The sequence below is a fragment of the Microbacterium sp. AC215 genome (assembly GCF_979258645.1).
The window spans coordinates 3,200,967-3,216,085 of sequence record NZ_OZ409869.1 but is presented as its reverse complement, the minus strand read 5'-3'; the positions used below and the strand labels follow the sequence as shown (position 1 = coordinate 3,216,085).

Sequence of the window (15,119 nt, the reverse complement as noted above, 5' to 3'; positions counted from 1 at the left end):
TTAGAGGGTAGGCGGGGCCTCGGACATTCGCTAGAGCGGTATGCCGGCCGGGGGACGCCGGGCTCGGCATCCGCCCGTAGGCTTGTGCGGTGACTATTCAGCATGACCCCGCGGTCCGGGGCTTCGCCAGCGACAACTATTCCGGCGTCCACCCCGAGGTCCTCGCGGCCATCGCAGCGGCGAACGGCGGCCACCAGGTCGCGTACGGCGAGGACGCCTACACCGCACGTCTGCAGGAGGTGTTCCGCGCCCACTTCGGCGAGGGCATCCAGGCGTTCCCGGTGTTCAACGGCACGGGTGCGAACGTCACCGGCCTGCAGTCGATGCTGCCCCGCTGGGGAGCCGTCATCGCGGCATCCTCCGCGCACATCAACGTCGACGAGGGCGGAGCGCCCGAGAAGATCGGCGGATTCAAGATCCTCGCCGTGCCGACCGAGGACGGCAAGCTCACGCCCGAGCTCGTCGACCGCGAGGCCTGGGGCTGGGGCGACGAGCACCGCGCGCAGCCGCTCGTGGTCTCGATCACGCAGTCGACCGAGCTCGGCACCCTCTACTCCGTCGACGAGATCCGGGCTCTCGCCGATCACGCGCACGAACGCGGCATGACCCTGCACCTCGACGGCGCGCGCATCTCGAACGCGGCCGCAGCCCTCGACGTGCCGCTGCGCGCGTTCACCCGCGACGCCGGCGTCGACGTGCTCAGCTTCGGCGGCACGAAGAACGGCGCCATGCTCGGCGAGGCCATCGTGGTGCTGAACCCCGAGGCATCGAACGGACTGCAGTACTCCCGCAAGTTCAACATGCAGCTCTCGTCGAAGATGCGCTTCGTCTCCGCCCAGCTCATCGCGCTGCTCGAAGGAGACCTGTGGCTGCGCAACGCCCAGCACGCGAACGCCATGGCGCAGCGGCTGCGCGGGGCGATCGAGGCCGGCATCGCGGCCGGCGAGATCACCGGCGTCTCGTTCACGCAGCCGACCCAGGCGAACGGCGTGTTCGCGCAGCTGCCCGATGGCATCGCCGACCAGCTGCGCGAGAAGTTCCGCTTCTACGACTGGGATGCCGCGCGCAACGAGGTGCGGTGGATGTGCGGCTTCGACACCGAGGAGTCCGACGTCGACGAGTTCGTCGCAGAGCTCGCGCGCCTCACGACACGCTGAGCTGAGCGGAACTGAGCGGAGCGGCTAGCGCAGCAGACCGAGGTTCGCGAGCGCCAGGCGGATGAGGGTGCCTCGCCCGCCCTCCATCTCGGCGGCGACGGCGTCCGATGCCGCGGCCTCGGGCGAGAACCAGGTGACCTCGAGTGCATCCTGGCGCGGCTCGCACGTGCCGGTGACCGGCACCACGAACGCGAGCGAGACGGCATGCTGACGGTCATCGTGGTAGGCGCTGACCCCCGGGATCGGGAAGTACTCGGCGACCGTGAAGGGCAGCGGCTGCGGCGGCAGCAGCGGGAACGCCATCGGGCCCAGATCGTTCTCGACATGGCGGAACAGCGCATCGCGGATCGTCTCGCCGAACCGCACTCGCCCCGAGACGATGGTGCGCGTCATCTCGCCCATGGGCGTCGAACGCAGCAGGATGCCGATCTCGGTCACCTGCCCGGAGCCATCGGTCCTCACCGGGATCGCCTCGACGTAGAGCATGGGCAGATGGCGTCTCGCCTCCGCCAGCTCGAAGTCGCTCAACCACCCCGGGTTGGAGTCACGCGAGGGCTGTGCGGCGCCGAAGCCCTCCATGCCGTCGTCGGGCTCGGGGTCGGGATCAGGTGTGCGGACGGCCATGTCTCCTTTCTACCAGCAGCGCCCTCCGGCGAACACCGACTTGAGGCCACGACCGGCATACGATCCGATGATCGTCTCCTGCGGGTGTCGGACGGCGCTGGCAGGATGGGACCGTGAGCGAAGAACTGATGATCGACGGGCTCCTCACGCGCTGGTCGACGGAAGATCGCGCGGGGATGCCGCTGCTGGTGCTGCTGCACGGATACGGCGCCGACGAGCACGACCTGTTCGGTCTCGTCCCCTACCTGCCGGACGGCATCGTGGTCGCGTCCGTCGCCGCCCCGCTCGCTCCCCCGTGGCCGATGCCCGGGCGCTCGTGGTACGCCATCGAGGGTCTCGACGGCCGCAGCTCGGCATCCGTCACCGTCGCGGCAGAGGCGTTCCTGCGCTGGCTCGACGATGTCAGGGCCGACGCCCCTGCCGTGGCCCTTCTCGGGTTCTCGCAGGGTGCCGCCGTCGCCCTGCAGGCCATGCGACTCGCGCCCGGGAGCATCGACACCGTGGTGGCCCTCAGCGGTTACGCCGCGCCCGGCGAGCTGCCGGGCGACGATGCGCTGACCGAGGCGCGACCGCACGTCTTCTGGGGCCGAGGCACGAACGACCAGGTGATCCCCCAGGCGCTGGTCGCGCACACCGCCGAGTGGCTTGCGGCGCACTCCGAGTTGTCCGGACGCGTCTACACCGGGCTCACGCACAGCATCTCGGAGGAGGAGCTCCGAGACGTGCGCGCGTTCCTCACGAAGTGGTTGGAGCGCGCCGTCGAGGCGTGACCGCCCCCGCACGCAGCCGCGACACGCCCGGGGTTGCGAAACTCCGACACGCCCGGGTATCGTCGTTGAGTCCTGTCCGCCGTGTCTGGAAGTCCTTTGATCTGATCCGTCGCCTCCGCGCTCATCTTTCCGCGCGCTGACCCGACGATCGCCGACTCCACGGCAGACCACCGCCCGCTGTCCTTCGACAGCGACCCGCTCAGACGGGCCCATCGGGCGACCGGTGTCAGTGCACCCTCGCACCGGACAGGAGACACCATGTCAGTCCCCACTCTTCATTCATCGGTCACCCTCGATCGACTCACCTTCACCTGGCCCGACGGCACGTCAGCGCTCGACTCGGTCTCCGGATCATTCGGCTCCGGTCGCACCGGCCTCGTCGGTCGCAACGGCGCCGGCAAGTCCACGCTGCTGCGGCTGATGGCGGGCGAGCTGACCCCGACGGCCGGGCACCTCACCACCACCGGCGAGGTCGCCTACCTGCCGCAGCAGCTCACACTCGACGTCGACCGCCGGGTCGCCGATCTTCTCGGAGTGGCTCCCGCCCTCGATGCCGTCCGTGCGATCGGCGCGGGCGACGTCGATGAGGTGCACTTCGACACGGTCGGCGACGAGTGGGACATCGAAGCGCGCGCCGAGATGTCCCTGGCAGACGCCGGGCTCGCCCCCGAGTTCCTCGACCGGAGGGTCGGCGAGCTGTCGGGTGGTGAGGCCGTGCTGGTCGCGATCGCCGGCATCCGTCTCCGGCGCGCGCCGATCACCCTGCTCGACGAACCGACCAACAATCTCGACCGCGACGCCCGCGCGAGACTCGCGGCGATGGTCCGCTCGTGGAAGGGCACACTCATCGTTGTCAGCCACGACCTGTCGCTGCTCGAACTGATGGACGACACCGCCGAGCTCTACGCCCAGACGCTGAGCGTGTTCGGCGGGCCGTACTCCGAATGGCGCGCCTGGTTGGACGCCGAGCAGGATGCCGCGAGGCAGGCGGAGGTGACGGCGAAACAGGAGTTCCGCAAGGAGAAGCGCCAGCGCATCGAGGCCGAGGTCAAGCTCGCCCACCGAGCGCGCACCGCCAAGAAGGCCGAGATCGAGAAGCGCGTGCCGAAGATCGTGGCCCACGGGCGCAAGATGGCGGCCGAGGTGTCGGCGGGCAGGCTGCGCACGGAGGTCGGGGCGAAGGAGGATGCCGCCCGCACCGCGCTCGACGAGGCGGGGCGGCGCCTGAGGTCCGACGCGTCGATGAAGATCGAGCTGCCGGATCCGCAGGTGTCACGCAGTCGTCGCATCGCGACGATCGGCGACGGCGAGAGGTCGTGGATCATCCAGGGCCCCGACCGGGTCGCGCTGATCGGGCGCAACGGCGCCGGAAAGACCACGCTGCTCGAACGGCTCGTGGCCGACGTCGGCCACGACTCCGGAGAAGCGCTGCCGCTCGACGCGGACCGGCCCGATCCGTCAGGTGACGACGCGGATCTCCGGAGCTCCGGAGCGCGCCTCGTCGCGACAGCTCTCACCGACCGGATCGGCTACCTGCCGCAGCGCGTCGACGGGCTCGACGAGAACCGGTCGGCATTCGAGAACATCGCGGATGCCGCACCGCAGGTGCCCGAGAAGGAGCTGCGCAATCGCCTCGCACGGTTCCTCATCCGAGGGGCCACCGCGGAGCGACCTGTCGCCGCTCTGTCAGGCGGCGAGCGGTTCCGCGTGGCTCTGGCGAAACTGCTGCTCTCGGACCCCGCACCCCACCTCGTGGTGCTGGACGAGCCGACGAACAACCTCGACATCGACACGGTCGATCAGCTGGTCGAGGCGCTCCGGGCATACCGCGGGGCGGTGCTGGTCGTGAGTCATGACGATGCGTTCCTCGCGCGTCTCGACCTGGGACTCACGCTCGAGATCGACGTCGACGGCTCACTGACCGCGAGGTGAGCTCACGCCCGTCGGCTCCGCATCGCCCGGGTATGGGCGATCGCGGGGTCGGCGGCGAGCAGGGTGTAGTCCTCGGATTCTCGAGGGACGAGCGCGACCCGCCCCTCGGCGTCGTGGGCGATCCCCCACCCGTAGCGTTTTCCCAGCGGTGATGAGCGCAGGCAGGGCTGCCCCTTCGAGAAGAACGCCTCGCGTGCGGCGGAGTCGTCGGGGTCGATCCCGGCACGCAGCGCATGCGTGGTGAAGATCACGTCGTCGGAGGTGCGCGCATACGGCTCCTGCGCGATCAGTCGATAGTGCAGTGCGGCGATCGTGGGCCTCTCACCCGTCGGCGGCTCTTCGGCGTGGTCGAGGGGACAGTCTTCTGCGACCTCGATGAACGTGCTCGCATAGTTCGTGGTGTGCGTCGCCATGCCTACAGCATGCCCTCACCCTCGGACAATGCCGACCCCGATGTCGGTGGCACGGGTGATGATGGAGGGATGAGCGACGTGCTCGAACGCTTCACCCCTGCCACGCAAGACTGGTTCCGGGGTGCGTTTCCCGAACCCACGCCCGCCCAGTCGGGCGCCTGGAATGCGATCTCTGCCGGAAAGCACGCGCTCGTCGTCGCACCGACCGGCTCGGGCAAGACGCTCTCGGCCTTCCTCTGGGCGATCGACAGCGTGTTCCGCGAGCGCATCGAGCAGCCCACCCCTCCCGCGAAGCGCACGAAGGCCGCCGACGCCTCGCGCACGCGCATCCTCTACATCTCGCCGCTGAAGGCGCTCGGCGTCGACGTGGAGCGCAACCTGCGCTCGCCCCTCATCGGCATCGGCCAGTCGGCCAGGCGGCTCGGCGTCGAGGCCCCTTCGGTGACGGTCGGCGTGCGCTCGGGCGACACGACCTCGAGCGATCGCCGCAAGCTGGTCTCCGATCCGCCCGACATCCTCATCACGACCCCCGAGTCGCTGTATCTGATGCTCACCAGTCGCGCCGGCGAGACGCTGCGCGATGTGCACACGGTCATCATCGACGAGGTGCACGCGGTCGCCGCGACCAAGCGCGGAGCCCACCTCGCGGTGAGCCTCGAGCGTCTCGATGCGCTGCGTCGCACCCACGGCCACGACCAACCCGCACAGCGCATCGGACTGTCGGCCACCGTGCGTCCGATCGACGAGGTCGCGCGGTTCCTCGGCGGCGCGGCGCCTGTCGAGATCGTCGCGCCGCCGGCGTCCAAGACGTTCGAGCTGGGCGTCGTGGTGCCGATGGACGACATGACCAATCCGCCACCCCCTCCCGGCGCGCCGAAGGACGCGGGAGACGCGGCGGATGCGGAGTACGCCGAGGTCACCGGCTCCGTGTGGCCCCACGTCGAGGAGGCGATCGTCGATCGCATCCTGCAGAACAAGTCGACCATCGTGTTCTCCAACTCGCGTCGCCTCGCCGAGCGCCTCACCGGGCGACTCAACGAGATCTACTCCGAGCGCATCGGCGTCGCACTGCCCGAGGCCTCCGTGCCGGCAGCCATGATGGCGCAGGCAGGTGCCACCGCCGGAGCAGACCCCGTGCTCGCCAAGGCGCACCACGGGTCGGTCTCGAAAGAGCAGCGCGCCCAGGTCGAAGAAGAGCTCAAGTCCGGTGTCCTGCGCTGCGTCGTCGCGACGAGCAGCCTCGAGCTCGGCATCGACATGGGTGCGGTCGACCTGGTGATCCAGGTCGAGGCTCCGCCGTCCGCGGCCTCCGGTCTGCAGCGCGTCGGGCGAGCAGGTCACCAGGTCGGCGAGATCAGCCGGGCCGCCCTCTTCCCGAAGCACCGCGGCGACGTGCTGCACACCGCGATCGTCACCGAGCGGATGCTGGCGGGCAAGATCGAGGCGATCCAGGTGCCCCGCAATCCTCTCGACATCCTCGCGCAGCAGACGGTCGCCGCCAGCGCCCTCGGCGAGATCAGCGTCGAGGAGTGGTTCGAGACCGTGCGTCGCTCGGCTCCGTTCCAGTCGCTCCCGCGATCGGCCTACGAGGCGACGCTCGACCTGCTCGCCGGACGGTTCCCCTCCGATGAGTTCGCCGAGCTCCGCCCGCGGCTGGTGTGGGACAGAGACGCCGGCACCCTGACCGGACGTCCGGGCGCGCAGCGCATCGCCGTCACGAGCGGGGGCACGATCCCCGATCGCGGACTCTTCGGGGTCTTCGTCGCCGGCGAGTCGACCGGCGCCCGCGTCGGCGAGCTCGACGAGGAGATGGTCTACGAGTCGCGAGTGGGCGACGTCTTCACGCTCGGCACGACGAGCTGGCGGATCGCCGAGATCACCCATGACCGGGTCAACGTCATCCCCGCCTATGGCCAGCCCGGCAAGGTGCCGTTCTGGCACGGAGACGGCATCGGCCGACCGTTCGAGCTCGGCGAGGCGCTGGGGAGGTTCTCGCGAGAGGTCTCCGCCGCGACTCCCGAGAAGGCCACCCAGCGACTGATCGACGCCGGACTCGACGCGCAGGCGCGGATGAACCTGATGGCGCACCTGACCGAGCAGCGCGAAGCGACCGGAACGCTGCCGACCGATCGCACTCTGACGGTCGAGCGCGGGCGCGACGAGGTCGGCGACTGGCGGGTCATCCTTCATTCCCCGTACGGCATGAAGGTGCATGCACCGTGGGCGCTGGCGATCAACGCCCGCATCCGCGAGCGACTCGGAGTCGAGGGCTCTGCGGTCGCGAGCGACGACGGCATCATCGTGCGCATCCCGGATGCCGAGGCCGAGCCGCCCGGGGCCGAGCTCTTCGTGTTCGACCCGGATGAACTCGAGCAGCTCGTCACCCAGGAGGTCGGCGGCTCGGCGCTGTTCGCGTCGCGCTTCCGCGAATGCGCGGCGCGCGCGCTGCTCATGCCGCGCACCAACCCCAACCGGCGCACCCCGCTGTGGCAGCAGCGTCAGCGTTCGGCGCAGCTGCTAGAGGTGGCGCGCCGGCACCCGACGTTCCCCGTGATCCTCGAGACGCTCCGTGAGGTCCTGCAGGACGTCTACGACCTGCCCTCGCTGCGCACGCTGGCGGTGTCGATCGCCGACCGGCGCATCCGGCTCGTCGAGACGCAGCCGTCTCAGCCCTCGCCCTTCGCCCGCGACCTGCTGTTCGGCTACGTCGGCGCCTTCATGTACGAAGGGGACTCTCCCCTCGCCGAGCGCCGGGCGGCCGCCCTCTCGGTCGACCCCGCGCTGCTCGGCGAGCTGCTCGGCACGGTCGAGCTCCGTGAGCTGCTCGACCCCGATGTCATCGCCCAGTTCGAGAGAGAAGCGCAGCGCCTCGACCCCGAGCGACGAGCGCGAGGTCTCGAAGGCGTCGCCGATCTGCTGCGGATGCTCGGTCCGATGGATGCCGCCGAGATCGACGCTCGCCTCGACCCGGAGACGGGGTCCGCATCCGACCACCTCGACGCTCTGATCGCCGCTCGCCGCGCGATCCCCGTCACCGTCGCCGGCACCACGCGCGTCGCAGCCATCGAGGACGCCGGTCGGCTGCGTGACGCACTCGGTGCCGCGCTGCCCACCGGCATCCCCGTCGCATTCCTCGAACCGCTCGCCGATCCGCTCGGCGACCTCATCGCGCGCTATGCCCGCACGCATGGTCCCTTCACGACGGATGCCGTCGCGACGCGATTCGGGCTCGGCGCCGCCGTCGCGCGGCATACCCTGCAGCGGCTCGAGCACTCGGGCAGACTGACCAGCGGTTACTTCCTGCCCGAGGCCTCGGGCACGGGGAACGAGACCGAATGGTGCGACACCGAGGTGCTGCGCCGCCTGCGGATGCGGTCGCTCGCCGCGATCCGAGGCAGCGTCGAGCCCGTGTCACCCGAGGCGTATGCGCGCTTCCTGCCGGACTGGCAGCACCTGGGACGCCCGCTCGAGGGACTCGACGGGGTGCTCGCGGTGATCGAGCAGTTCGCCGGGGTGCCCGTGCCCGCGAGCGCGTGGGAGTCGCTCGTGCTGCCCTCTCGGGTGCGCGACTACTCCCCCGCCCTGCTCGACGAGCTCACTGCCTCGGGAGAGGTCATCTGGTCGGGCCACGGCACGCTGCCGGGGCGCGACGGCTGGGTCTCGCTGCATCCCGCAGACCTCGCGCCGTTCACGCTGCCCGAGCCCGACGACGAGATCGCCGCCGACTCGCTCGAGGCCCGAGTGCTGATCGCGCTGGATGCGGGTGGCGCGTACTTCGCCGGTCAGCTGAAGGACATGACCGGCGCCGAGAACGAGCAGTCCGTGCTCGAGGCGCTGTGGGCGCTGACGTGGGGCGGCCGGGTCACCAACGACACCTTCGCCCCGATCCGGTCGCTGCTGGCCGGTGGTTCCCAGGCGCACCGGGTCACCCGACGTGCTCCGCGCACGCGCACCTATCGGGGGATGTCGCTGGCACGGACCGCGCCCCGACCGACGTCGATCGGCGGGCGCTGGTCGCTGCTGCCCACCGTCGACACGGATGCCGCTCGTCGTGCGACCGTCACCGCAGGGCTGCTCCTCGACCGCTACGGCGTGGTCACCCGCGGAGCCGTGCAGGCCGAGGGCGTGCCGGGCGGGTTCGCGCAGACATACCGGGTCCTCGCCGGCTTCGAGGAGGCTGGGCACTGCCGCCGCGGCTATGTGATCGAGAGGCTCGGCGCGGCGCAGTTCGCGGCATCCGCCACCGTCGACCGACTTCGCACGTTCGCCGGGCTCGCCGATCCGCCGCCTCGCAATGCCGTCACGCTCGCCGCGACAGATCCCGCCAACCCCTACGGCGCGGCGCTCGGATGGCCCAAGCGCGACGAGGTCTCGCATCGCCCCGGGCGCAAGGCCGGAGGCCTGGTGGTGATCGTCGACGGATCGCTCGTCCTCTACCTCGAACGCGGGGGACGCACGGTGCTGTGCTTCACCGACGACGCCGAGGTGCTGCGCGCGGCAGCGACCGACCTCGCAGCGACCGCCCGTGCGCGGCGCCTCGACACCCTCACGGTCGAGAAGGTCAACGGCGAAGGCGTGTACGGCACCGAGCTCGCCCTCGCTCTGCAGGAGTCCGGATTCGTGGCCACCCCCCGCGGCTACACGCTGCGCAAGGCGATCTGACCGGCCCATGACCACTGCTTCTAGGCTGGACGCATGATCGGGGAGTTCATCAGCGGCGTCCGCACCCTGCTGCGCGGTTTCGGCACATGGCGGCGCCGACCGGGGCTCATGGCCCTCGGTCTCGTACCGGGCTTCATCGCCGCGCTGGTGCTGCTCGCCGGACTCGTGCCGCTCGCGCTCTCTCTCGGGCCGATCTCCGACGGTCTCACGCCCTTCGCCGACGGCTGGATCCCGGCCTGGCGCTCGGTGCTGCGCGCCGCCGTGGGCATCGTGATCTTCGCCGCGGCGCTCGCACTCGCGAGCGCCGTGTTCAGCGCCCTCGCCCTGACGATCGGCGACCCGTTCTACCAGCGCATCTGGCGCGCTGTCGAGGCCGATCTCGGCGACGCCCCGCCCTCGGACGGCGGCGGATTCTGGATGGCGGTCGGCGAGGGCCTGAGACTCGTGGTCCTCGGCATCCTGATCGCGATCGCCGTGCTGCTCCTCGGTCTCATCCCTCTCATCGGCGGATTCCTCGGTGCGGTGGGCGGCGTCGTGCTGTCGGGACGGATGCTCGCCCGCGAGCTCACCGGGCGGGCGTTCGACGCCCGCGATCTCAGCCCTGCCGACCGGGCGGTGCTGTTCCGCGGCAGCCGCGCGCGCGTGCTCGGCTTCGGTGTCGCCACGCAGCTGTGCTTTCTGATCCCCGGCGGGGCTGTCGCGGTCATGCCCGCCGCTGTCGCGGGTGCCACTGCCCTCGCGCGCACCATGCTGCAGCGCACGCCGCTGCCACAGCACACCCCGCAGCACGCTCCACAGCACACTCCTCCGCCTCCCCTGCCGGGCAGCGTCTCGGCGCCGCTGCCGCCACCCCCCGGGTCAGGGCACGCCTGATGCCCGAGGGCGATACCGTCTTCCGCACCGCCAGACGTCTCGACGAGGCGCTGGTCGGCGGTGAGGTGGCGCGCTTCGACCTTCGGGTGCCGCGATTCGCGACGCTCGATCTGACTGGTCAGCCGATCCTCTCGTCGATCGCGCGCGGCAAGCATCTGCTGCTGCGGATCGGCGACAGCACGCTGCATTCCCATCTGCGCATGGACGGCGCCTGGCTCGTCTACCGGGCGGGTGAGAAGTGGCGGCATCCGGCGTTCAAGGTCCGCGCGATCGTCGGCACGGCGCAGCGCGAGGCGGTGGGCATCGACCTCGCCGAGATCGAGGTCGTTCCGACCCGCGACGAGGACGAGCTCGTCGGCCATCTCGGCCCCGATCCGCTCGGCCCGGACTGGGATGCCGTCGAGGCCGCCAGACGCGTGAGCGCCGACACCCGCAGCATCCACGTCGCCCTTCTCGACCAGCGGAACGTCGCGGGGTTCGGCAACGAATACGCCGCGGAACTCCTGTTCCTCCGCGGAATCCTGCCGACGACCCCCGCACCGGAGGTCGACGTTCCCGCGCTGCTCGACCTCGGCGTGCGCACGATCCGCGCGAACCGCGATCGTCGCCATCGCACCTTCACCGGAGTCGATCGCCCCGGTCAGGGGACGTGGGTGTACGGACGTGCCGGACGCCAGTGCCGCCGCTGCGGAACCCCCATCAGACGCGGCGAGCAGGGCGCGGATCCGACCCGCGAGAGGATCACATTCTGGTGTCCCGTGTGTCAGCGATGACCCGCATCCATGCTCGGGAATGAATCCGGCACCCCCGTGGTTATTGATATATCCGGAGAACTCCGGAACACGGGAGGAATCGTGGGAAAGAACTACGTCGACATCGAGAACGACCAGGGCGCCACGCTGCGATACCGCAAGCACGCCAACGGTCGCGGTCTCGTCGCGCACGGCGCGAAGGTCCATCCGAAGGCGCACATCGAAGCGGGCGCCTACATCGAACCCGGCGCCCGTATCGGCGCGGGGGCGACCATCGCCCGCGGCGCATGGATCGAACCGGATGCCGTGATCGGCGAGGGTGCGCACGTCGACGCGCACGCACACATCGGCCAGGGTGCCGCCGTCGGAGACGGCGCGCACATCGGCGTCCGCACCGAGGTCGGCGCGGGAGCGCGGATCGTCCGCGGTGCGCGCATCGGCGACGACGAGACGGTCGCGGCCGGACTGACGGTCGCCACCGACCCGAAGGGGCTGTGGCTCGCGGCCTGATCGGCCGCGCTCTCAGAACGTCTCACCGCATCCGCCGGGTACCCTGGAGCACATGGCGACTCAGGGACGACGACCGGCAGGACGTGCCGGCAAGGGCTCGCCCGTGCGGCGCAACAAGGCAGCACCGGCTCAGCGGTTCCCGCCGCCCAAGCCTCCGAAGAAGACCGCCAAGGTCGTCTTCGACGCGCCGGACACCGAACCGGAGCAGCCGCGTACATTCCGTCTCGGGGTCGTCCCCGGCGCGACACCGGGCAAGTGGATCGATGCTTGGAAGCAGCGGATGCCGCATGTGCCCATCGAGCTGGTGACGATCGAGGTCGCCGATCAGCGAGACGCCATCGGCGACCTCGATGCGGCCCTCGTGCGCCTGCCGCTGTCGGATGAGAACCTGCACATCATCACGCTGTACGACGAGGTGCCGGTGGTGGTCGCATCGATCGAGTCGCACCTCCTCGCGGCCGACGAGTTGACCGTCGCCGATCTGTCGGGCGAGATCGTGATGGTCCCGACCGACGATGCGCTCGGTCCGATCGACATCCCGGGTGCCGTCGCGCCGGCCTTCGCACCGCTGTCGGTCGCGGACGCCATCGTGACCGCCGCCACCGGGACGGGCGTCGTGATCGTCCCCATGTCGCTCGCACGCCTGCACCACCGCAAGGATGTCGGCCACCGACCCCTGGCCGACGGCCCCACCTCGACGGTCGCCCTGGCTTGGCGCCGCGATCACACCACCCCCGACGTCGAGACGTTCATCGGGATCGTGCGCGGCCGCACGTCAAACTCGTCCCGATGACGCGAGCGCGCCGCCACCGCGACGGCTCCGCGGCGGCTCCGTGATGTGGTCGGAGTCGGCGGCGACGTCGACCGTGTCCCGTCGTCGTTAGACTCTCGTGGTGGTCTCGCTTCTCTACGTCTGTGTGCGCCCCGAACTCGGGGCGGCGGATGCCGAGCACGCCTCGTTCCGACGGGCGCTCGGCGTCGACGTCGTCGACCGCCTCGACCTGCTCACCGAGCGCCTCGACCCCGCGCGCCTCGCGCGATACAGCGGCGTCGTCGTCGGCGGCTCGCCGTTCAACGTCAGCGACGTCGAGAAGTCCGCTGTGCAGCTGAGGGTCGAAGCGGATCTCGAGCACATCGCGCGGCTGGCGATCGACTCGCAGGTCGCCGCCTTCTTCACCTGCTTCAGCATCGGCGTGGTGACGCGGATGCTCGGCGGCCACGTCACGTCGGACACCCCCGAGTCGGCGAGCGCCACCGTGATCGAGACCACCGCCGCCGGCGCCGCGGACCCCGTCTTCGGTCCGAGCTCCCCCGCGCTCACCGTCTTCACCGCTCACAAGGAGAGCGCTGCGGCTCTGCCGGAGGGCGCGGTGCTGCTCGCCACGAATGACACCTGTCCCGTGCAGGCGTATCGGGTGGGCACCCACCTCTACACGGCGCAGTTCCATCCGGAGCCGACTCCGCGGGACTTCGCCGATCGGATGACGTTCTATCGCACCACCGGGTACTTCGACCCCGACGAGTTCGACGCCGTGCAGGGGCAGGTGCTGTCGGCATCCGTGACGGAGGGTGCGGCGCTGCTGCGCCGTTTCGCGCAGACGTTCGCGGCAGCCTGACGCCCGCGGGCTCAGCCGAGCCGCGGGCTCGGCCGGTCAGCCGAGCCCGTCGCCTCAGCCGCGCAGCAGCACCACCCGTTCGCGGAGGTATGCCTCGAGCGGCATCCAACCGCCTGCCGTGCTCCATCGCACGGATGGCACCGTGTCGATCATCGCCAGAGGCCCGGACGCTCCGCCCGCGTCCACGGCGGCGAGGTCGATCACCGACCACCCGACGTGCACGACATCGCCCTCGTCGAACCCGCCCCGCAGTGCCAGGGCACGTCGTTCTGCGCGCTCGCGCGCGGACTCCGCCGTGTAGCCGCGGCGCCCCGGATCGGCGGCCCTCAGCACTTCGGCGGTCGCCAGTGCGTGCGTCTCGGTGAGCAGCAGCACGCCGAGGTGCCACGCCTCGCCCACCCGCACGATGCGGCGTCCGCGCCACCGCGATTCGCGCTCTTCACCGAGTCCTTCCTTCGGAAGGCCGGCGAGCGCACGCACCGCGTCGGCGACGAGCGCGGACGCGGCCGTCACAGCTCCCCCTGCGGTGTATCGCGGACGAGCGCCGGGTCGACGAGTCGTGCCGCCTCGCCGCGGATCAGCATTCCGATCAGGGGGAACAGCAGCACAGACAGCATCCCTGCCCCGACGAGCGCTGCCGCCGTGCCGGTGTCGATCATCTTCTGATCCACCCCGATCGCCGTCACGGCGACGATGATGGGCAGCCCGGTGGCGGCCAGCAGCCCGATCGCGGTGCGGTCCCTGGCGCTCGCGCCCATCGGCGCGGAGAGCTGCGCGGTCGTGCCTCGGAGCACGAGCAGCGCGACGAGGAACAGCGGAAGCATCAGCATCGCCGACGACGAGCCGGTGAGCGCCTGCAGGTCGAAGTTCACGCCCGTGTAGAGGAAGAAGATCGGCACGAGGAAGCCGAACGCGATGGCCTCAAGCTTCGTCTCGACCGCCTCGGCGTCCTTCTCGGGCGCGCGCGCCATGATGATGCGCCACACCGCTCCGGCGACGAATGCACCCAGCAGCATGTCGAGGTCGAGCACGACGCTGAGGCCGACCAGCGACGCGATGAGCAGCAGCACGAACCGCACCCCGAACTGGTCGGAGGTGTGCAGAGTCGCACGCACGAACGAGTGGAGGCGCCCGTGCGGCATCCTCCGAGCCATGAGCACGGCGAGCCCCGCGAGCACGACGAAGGCGAGCAGCACCGCGGTGGCGAGCGGGGTGGTGCGGGTGCTGAGGAAGAGCGAGATCGCGATCAGCGGCAGGAACTCGCCGACCGCGCCGATCACGGTGACCGCACGTCCGAACGGGGTGTCGGTCTCCTGCGCATCCCTGAGGATCGGCATCAGCGTGCCGAGTGCGGTGGAGCTGAGGGCGATCGCGATCACGACCATCCCCTCGCCCGGGGCGAGGAGGAAGCCGATCCCGATGCCCAGCACCACGCTGATGGCCCACCCGATCGAGGCGCGGACGAGGGGCCGTCCGGCGACCGCCCGGAAGTCGATCTCGGAGCCCGCGATGAAGAACAGCATCGCGAGACCGAAATCACTGAGCTTCTCGAGGATGGGCGTCGGCTCGACCCAGCCGAGCACCGCGGGCCCCGCGAGAATCCCGAGGACGAGCTCGAACACGATGATCGGCACGCGGATGAGGGGTCGGATGCCGCGCGCCAGCAGCGGCGCTGCCACGGCGAGCAGCGGGATCAGCACCAGTCCGAGATCGCCCGCGTCCACGCTCCCAGAGTAGCGACCCGTCGTCGCGATGCGTCCGATTCGCCCGGTGGTCGCATCCACGGCAGAATCGATGCACACCCCCGAGG

Annotated in this window: 13 protein-coding genes; 9 read left to right on the top strand and 4 right to left on the bottom strand. The window is 70.5% G+C overall.

Going from position 1 to position 15,119, the window contains the following annotated elements; translation table 11 throughout:
- Window positions 1-89 precede the first annotated feature (89 nt).
- On the top strand, window positions 90-1,157 hold the full coding sequence (locus ACZZZF_RS15605; protein ID WP_463499459.1) for a threonine aldolase family protein: 1,068 nt from the start codon (window positions 90-92) through the stop codon (window positions 1,155-1,157).
- 24 nt (window positions 1,158-1,181) lie between these two features.
- Here the strand turns inward: ACZZZF_RS15605 and ACZZZF_RS15600 are convergent, their stop codons facing one another.
- Window positions 1,182-1,781 carry a DUF4916 domain-containing protein gene (locus ACZZZF_RS15600; RefSeq protein ID WP_053097566.1) on the bottom strand — a complete coding sequence of 200 codons (600 nt, stop codon included), beginning with the start codon at window positions 1,779-1,781 and terminating at the stop codon, window positions 1,182-1,184.
- A 113-nt stretch (window positions 1,782-1,894) separates the two neighbouring features.
- On the opposite strand from ACZZZF_RS15600, the gene ACZZZF_RS15595 reads away from it, so the two are divergent.
- Together ACZZZF_RS15595 and ACZZZF_RS15590 are read left to right on the top strand one after the other, a co-directional pair.
- Window positions 1,895-2,551: an alpha/beta hydrolase gene (locus ACZZZF_RS15595; RefSeq protein ID WP_463499457.1), complete on the top strand. Its 657-nt coding sequence runs from the start codon at window positions 1,895-1,897 to the stop codon at window positions 2,549-2,551.
- 258 nt (window positions 2,552-2,809) lie between these two features.
- Window positions 2,810-4,483, top strand: a complete 1,674-nt coding sequence (locus ACZZZF_RS15590) for an ABC-F family ATP-binding cassette domain-containing protein (protein WP_463499455.1) — start codon at window positions 2,810-2,812, stop codon at window positions 4,481-4,483.
- A 2-nt stretch (window positions 4,484-4,485) separates the two neighbouring features.
- On the opposite strand, the gene ACZZZF_RS15585 is transcribed toward ACZZZF_RS15590, so the two are convergent.
- Complete coding sequence (locus tag ACZZZF_RS15585; RefSeq protein WP_447648029.1) at window positions 4,486-4,896, bottom strand: DUF6157 family protein; 411 nt, start codon at window positions 4,894-4,896, stop codon at window positions 4,486-4,488.
- A 69-nt stretch (window positions 4,897-4,965) separates the two neighbouring features.
- Between ACZZZF_RS15585 and ACZZZF_RS15580 the strand changes: the two genes are divergently transcribed.
- The 6 genes from ACZZZF_RS15580 to ACZZZF_RS15555 all read left to right on the top strand — a co-directional run bounded on the left by ACZZZF_RS15580 (window position 4,966) and on the right by ACZZZF_RS15555 (window position 13,309).
- Complete coding sequence (locus ACZZZF_RS15580; protein WP_463499453.1) at window positions 4,966-9,558, top strand: ATP-dependent helicase; 4,593 nt, start codon at window positions 4,966-4,968, stop codon at window positions 9,556-9,558.
- Window positions 9,559-9,591: 33 nt separating this feature from the next.
- Window positions 9,592-10,431 carry an EI24 domain-containing protein gene (locus tag ACZZZF_RS15575; RefSeq protein ID WP_463499450.1) on the top strand — a complete coding sequence of 280 codons (840 nt, stop codon included), beginning with the start codon at window positions 9,592-9,594 and terminating at the stop codon, window positions 10,429-10,431.
- Window positions 10,431-11,204, top strand: a complete 774-nt coding sequence (locus tag ACZZZF_RS15570; protein WP_056280260.1) for a DNA-formamidopyrimidine glycosylase family protein — start codon at window positions 10,431-10,433, stop codon at window positions 11,202-11,204. The genes ACZZZF_RS15575 and ACZZZF_RS15570 overlap by 1 nt, the downstream gene beginning before the upstream one ends.
- An 81-nt stretch (window positions 11,205-11,285) precedes the next feature.
- A complete protein-coding gene (locus ACZZZF_RS15565; protein WP_053097570.1) occupies window positions 11,286-11,693 on the top strand; it encodes a DapH/DapD/GlmU-related protein in 408 nt (135 codons plus the stop codon).
- Between the two features lie 52 nt (window positions 11,694-11,745).
- Complete coding sequence (locus ACZZZF_RS15560; protein WP_463499447.1) at window positions 11,746-12,486, top strand: LysR substrate-binding domain-containing protein; 741 nt, start codon at window positions 11,746-11,748, stop codon at window positions 12,484-12,486.
- 100 nt (window positions 12,487-12,586) lie between these two features.
- A complete protein-coding gene (locus ACZZZF_RS15555) occupies window positions 12,587-13,309 on the top strand; it encodes a glutamine amidotransferase-related protein (RefSeq protein ID WP_431738960.1) in 723 nt (240 codons plus the stop codon).
- Between the two features lie 54 nt (window positions 13,310-13,363).
- Here ACZZZF_RS15555 and ACZZZF_RS15550 read toward each other — a convergent pair whose 3' ends face one another.
- Both ACZZZF_RS15550 and ACZZZF_RS15545 read right to left on the bottom strand, forming a co-directional pair.
- A complete protein-coding gene (locus ACZZZF_RS15550; protein ID WP_463499445.1) occupies window positions 13,364-13,822 on the bottom strand; it encodes a glutaminase in 459 nt (152 codons plus the stop codon).
- Window positions 13,819-15,033: a cation:proton antiporter gene (locus ACZZZF_RS15545; protein WP_463499443.1), complete on the bottom strand. Its 1,215-nt coding sequence runs from the start codon at window positions 15,031-15,033 to the stop codon at window positions 13,819-13,821. The genes ACZZZF_RS15550 and ACZZZF_RS15545 overlap by 4 nt, the downstream gene beginning before the upstream one ends.
- Between the last annotated feature and the right edge of the window lie 86 nt (window positions 15,034-15,119).

Excerpts from the sequence above, each read along its gene's own strand:
- ACZZZF_RS15585 (WP_447648029.1), bottom strand. The coding sequence starts at position 4,896 with ATGGCGACGCACACCACGAACTATGCGAGCACGTTCATCGAGGTCGCA.
- ACZZZF_RS15600 (WP_053097566.1), bottom strand. The coding sequence starts at position 1,781 with ATGGCCGTCCGCACACCTGATCCCGACCCCGAGCCCGACGACGGCATG.
- ACZZZF_RS15590 (WP_463499455.1), top strand. The coding sequence starts at position 2,810 with ATGTCAGTCCCCACTCTTCATTCATCGGTCACCCTCGATCGACTCACC.
- ACZZZF_RS15575 (WP_463499450.1), top strand. The coding sequence starts at position 9,592 with ATGATCGGGGAGTTCATCAGCGGCGTCCGCACCCTGCTGCGCGGTTTC.
- ACZZZF_RS15560 (WP_463499447.1), top strand. The coding sequence starts at position 11,746 with ATGGCGACTCAGGGACGACGACCGGCAGGACGTGCCGGCAAGGGCTCG.
- ACZZZF_RS15580 (WP_463499453.1), top strand. The coding sequence starts at position 4,966 with ATGAGCGACGTGCTCGAACGCTTCACCCCTGCCACGCAAGACTGGTTC.
- ACZZZF_RS15570 (WP_056280260.1), top strand. The coding sequence starts at position 10,431 with ATGCCCGAGGGCGATACCGTCTTCCGCACCGCCAGACGTCTCGACGAG.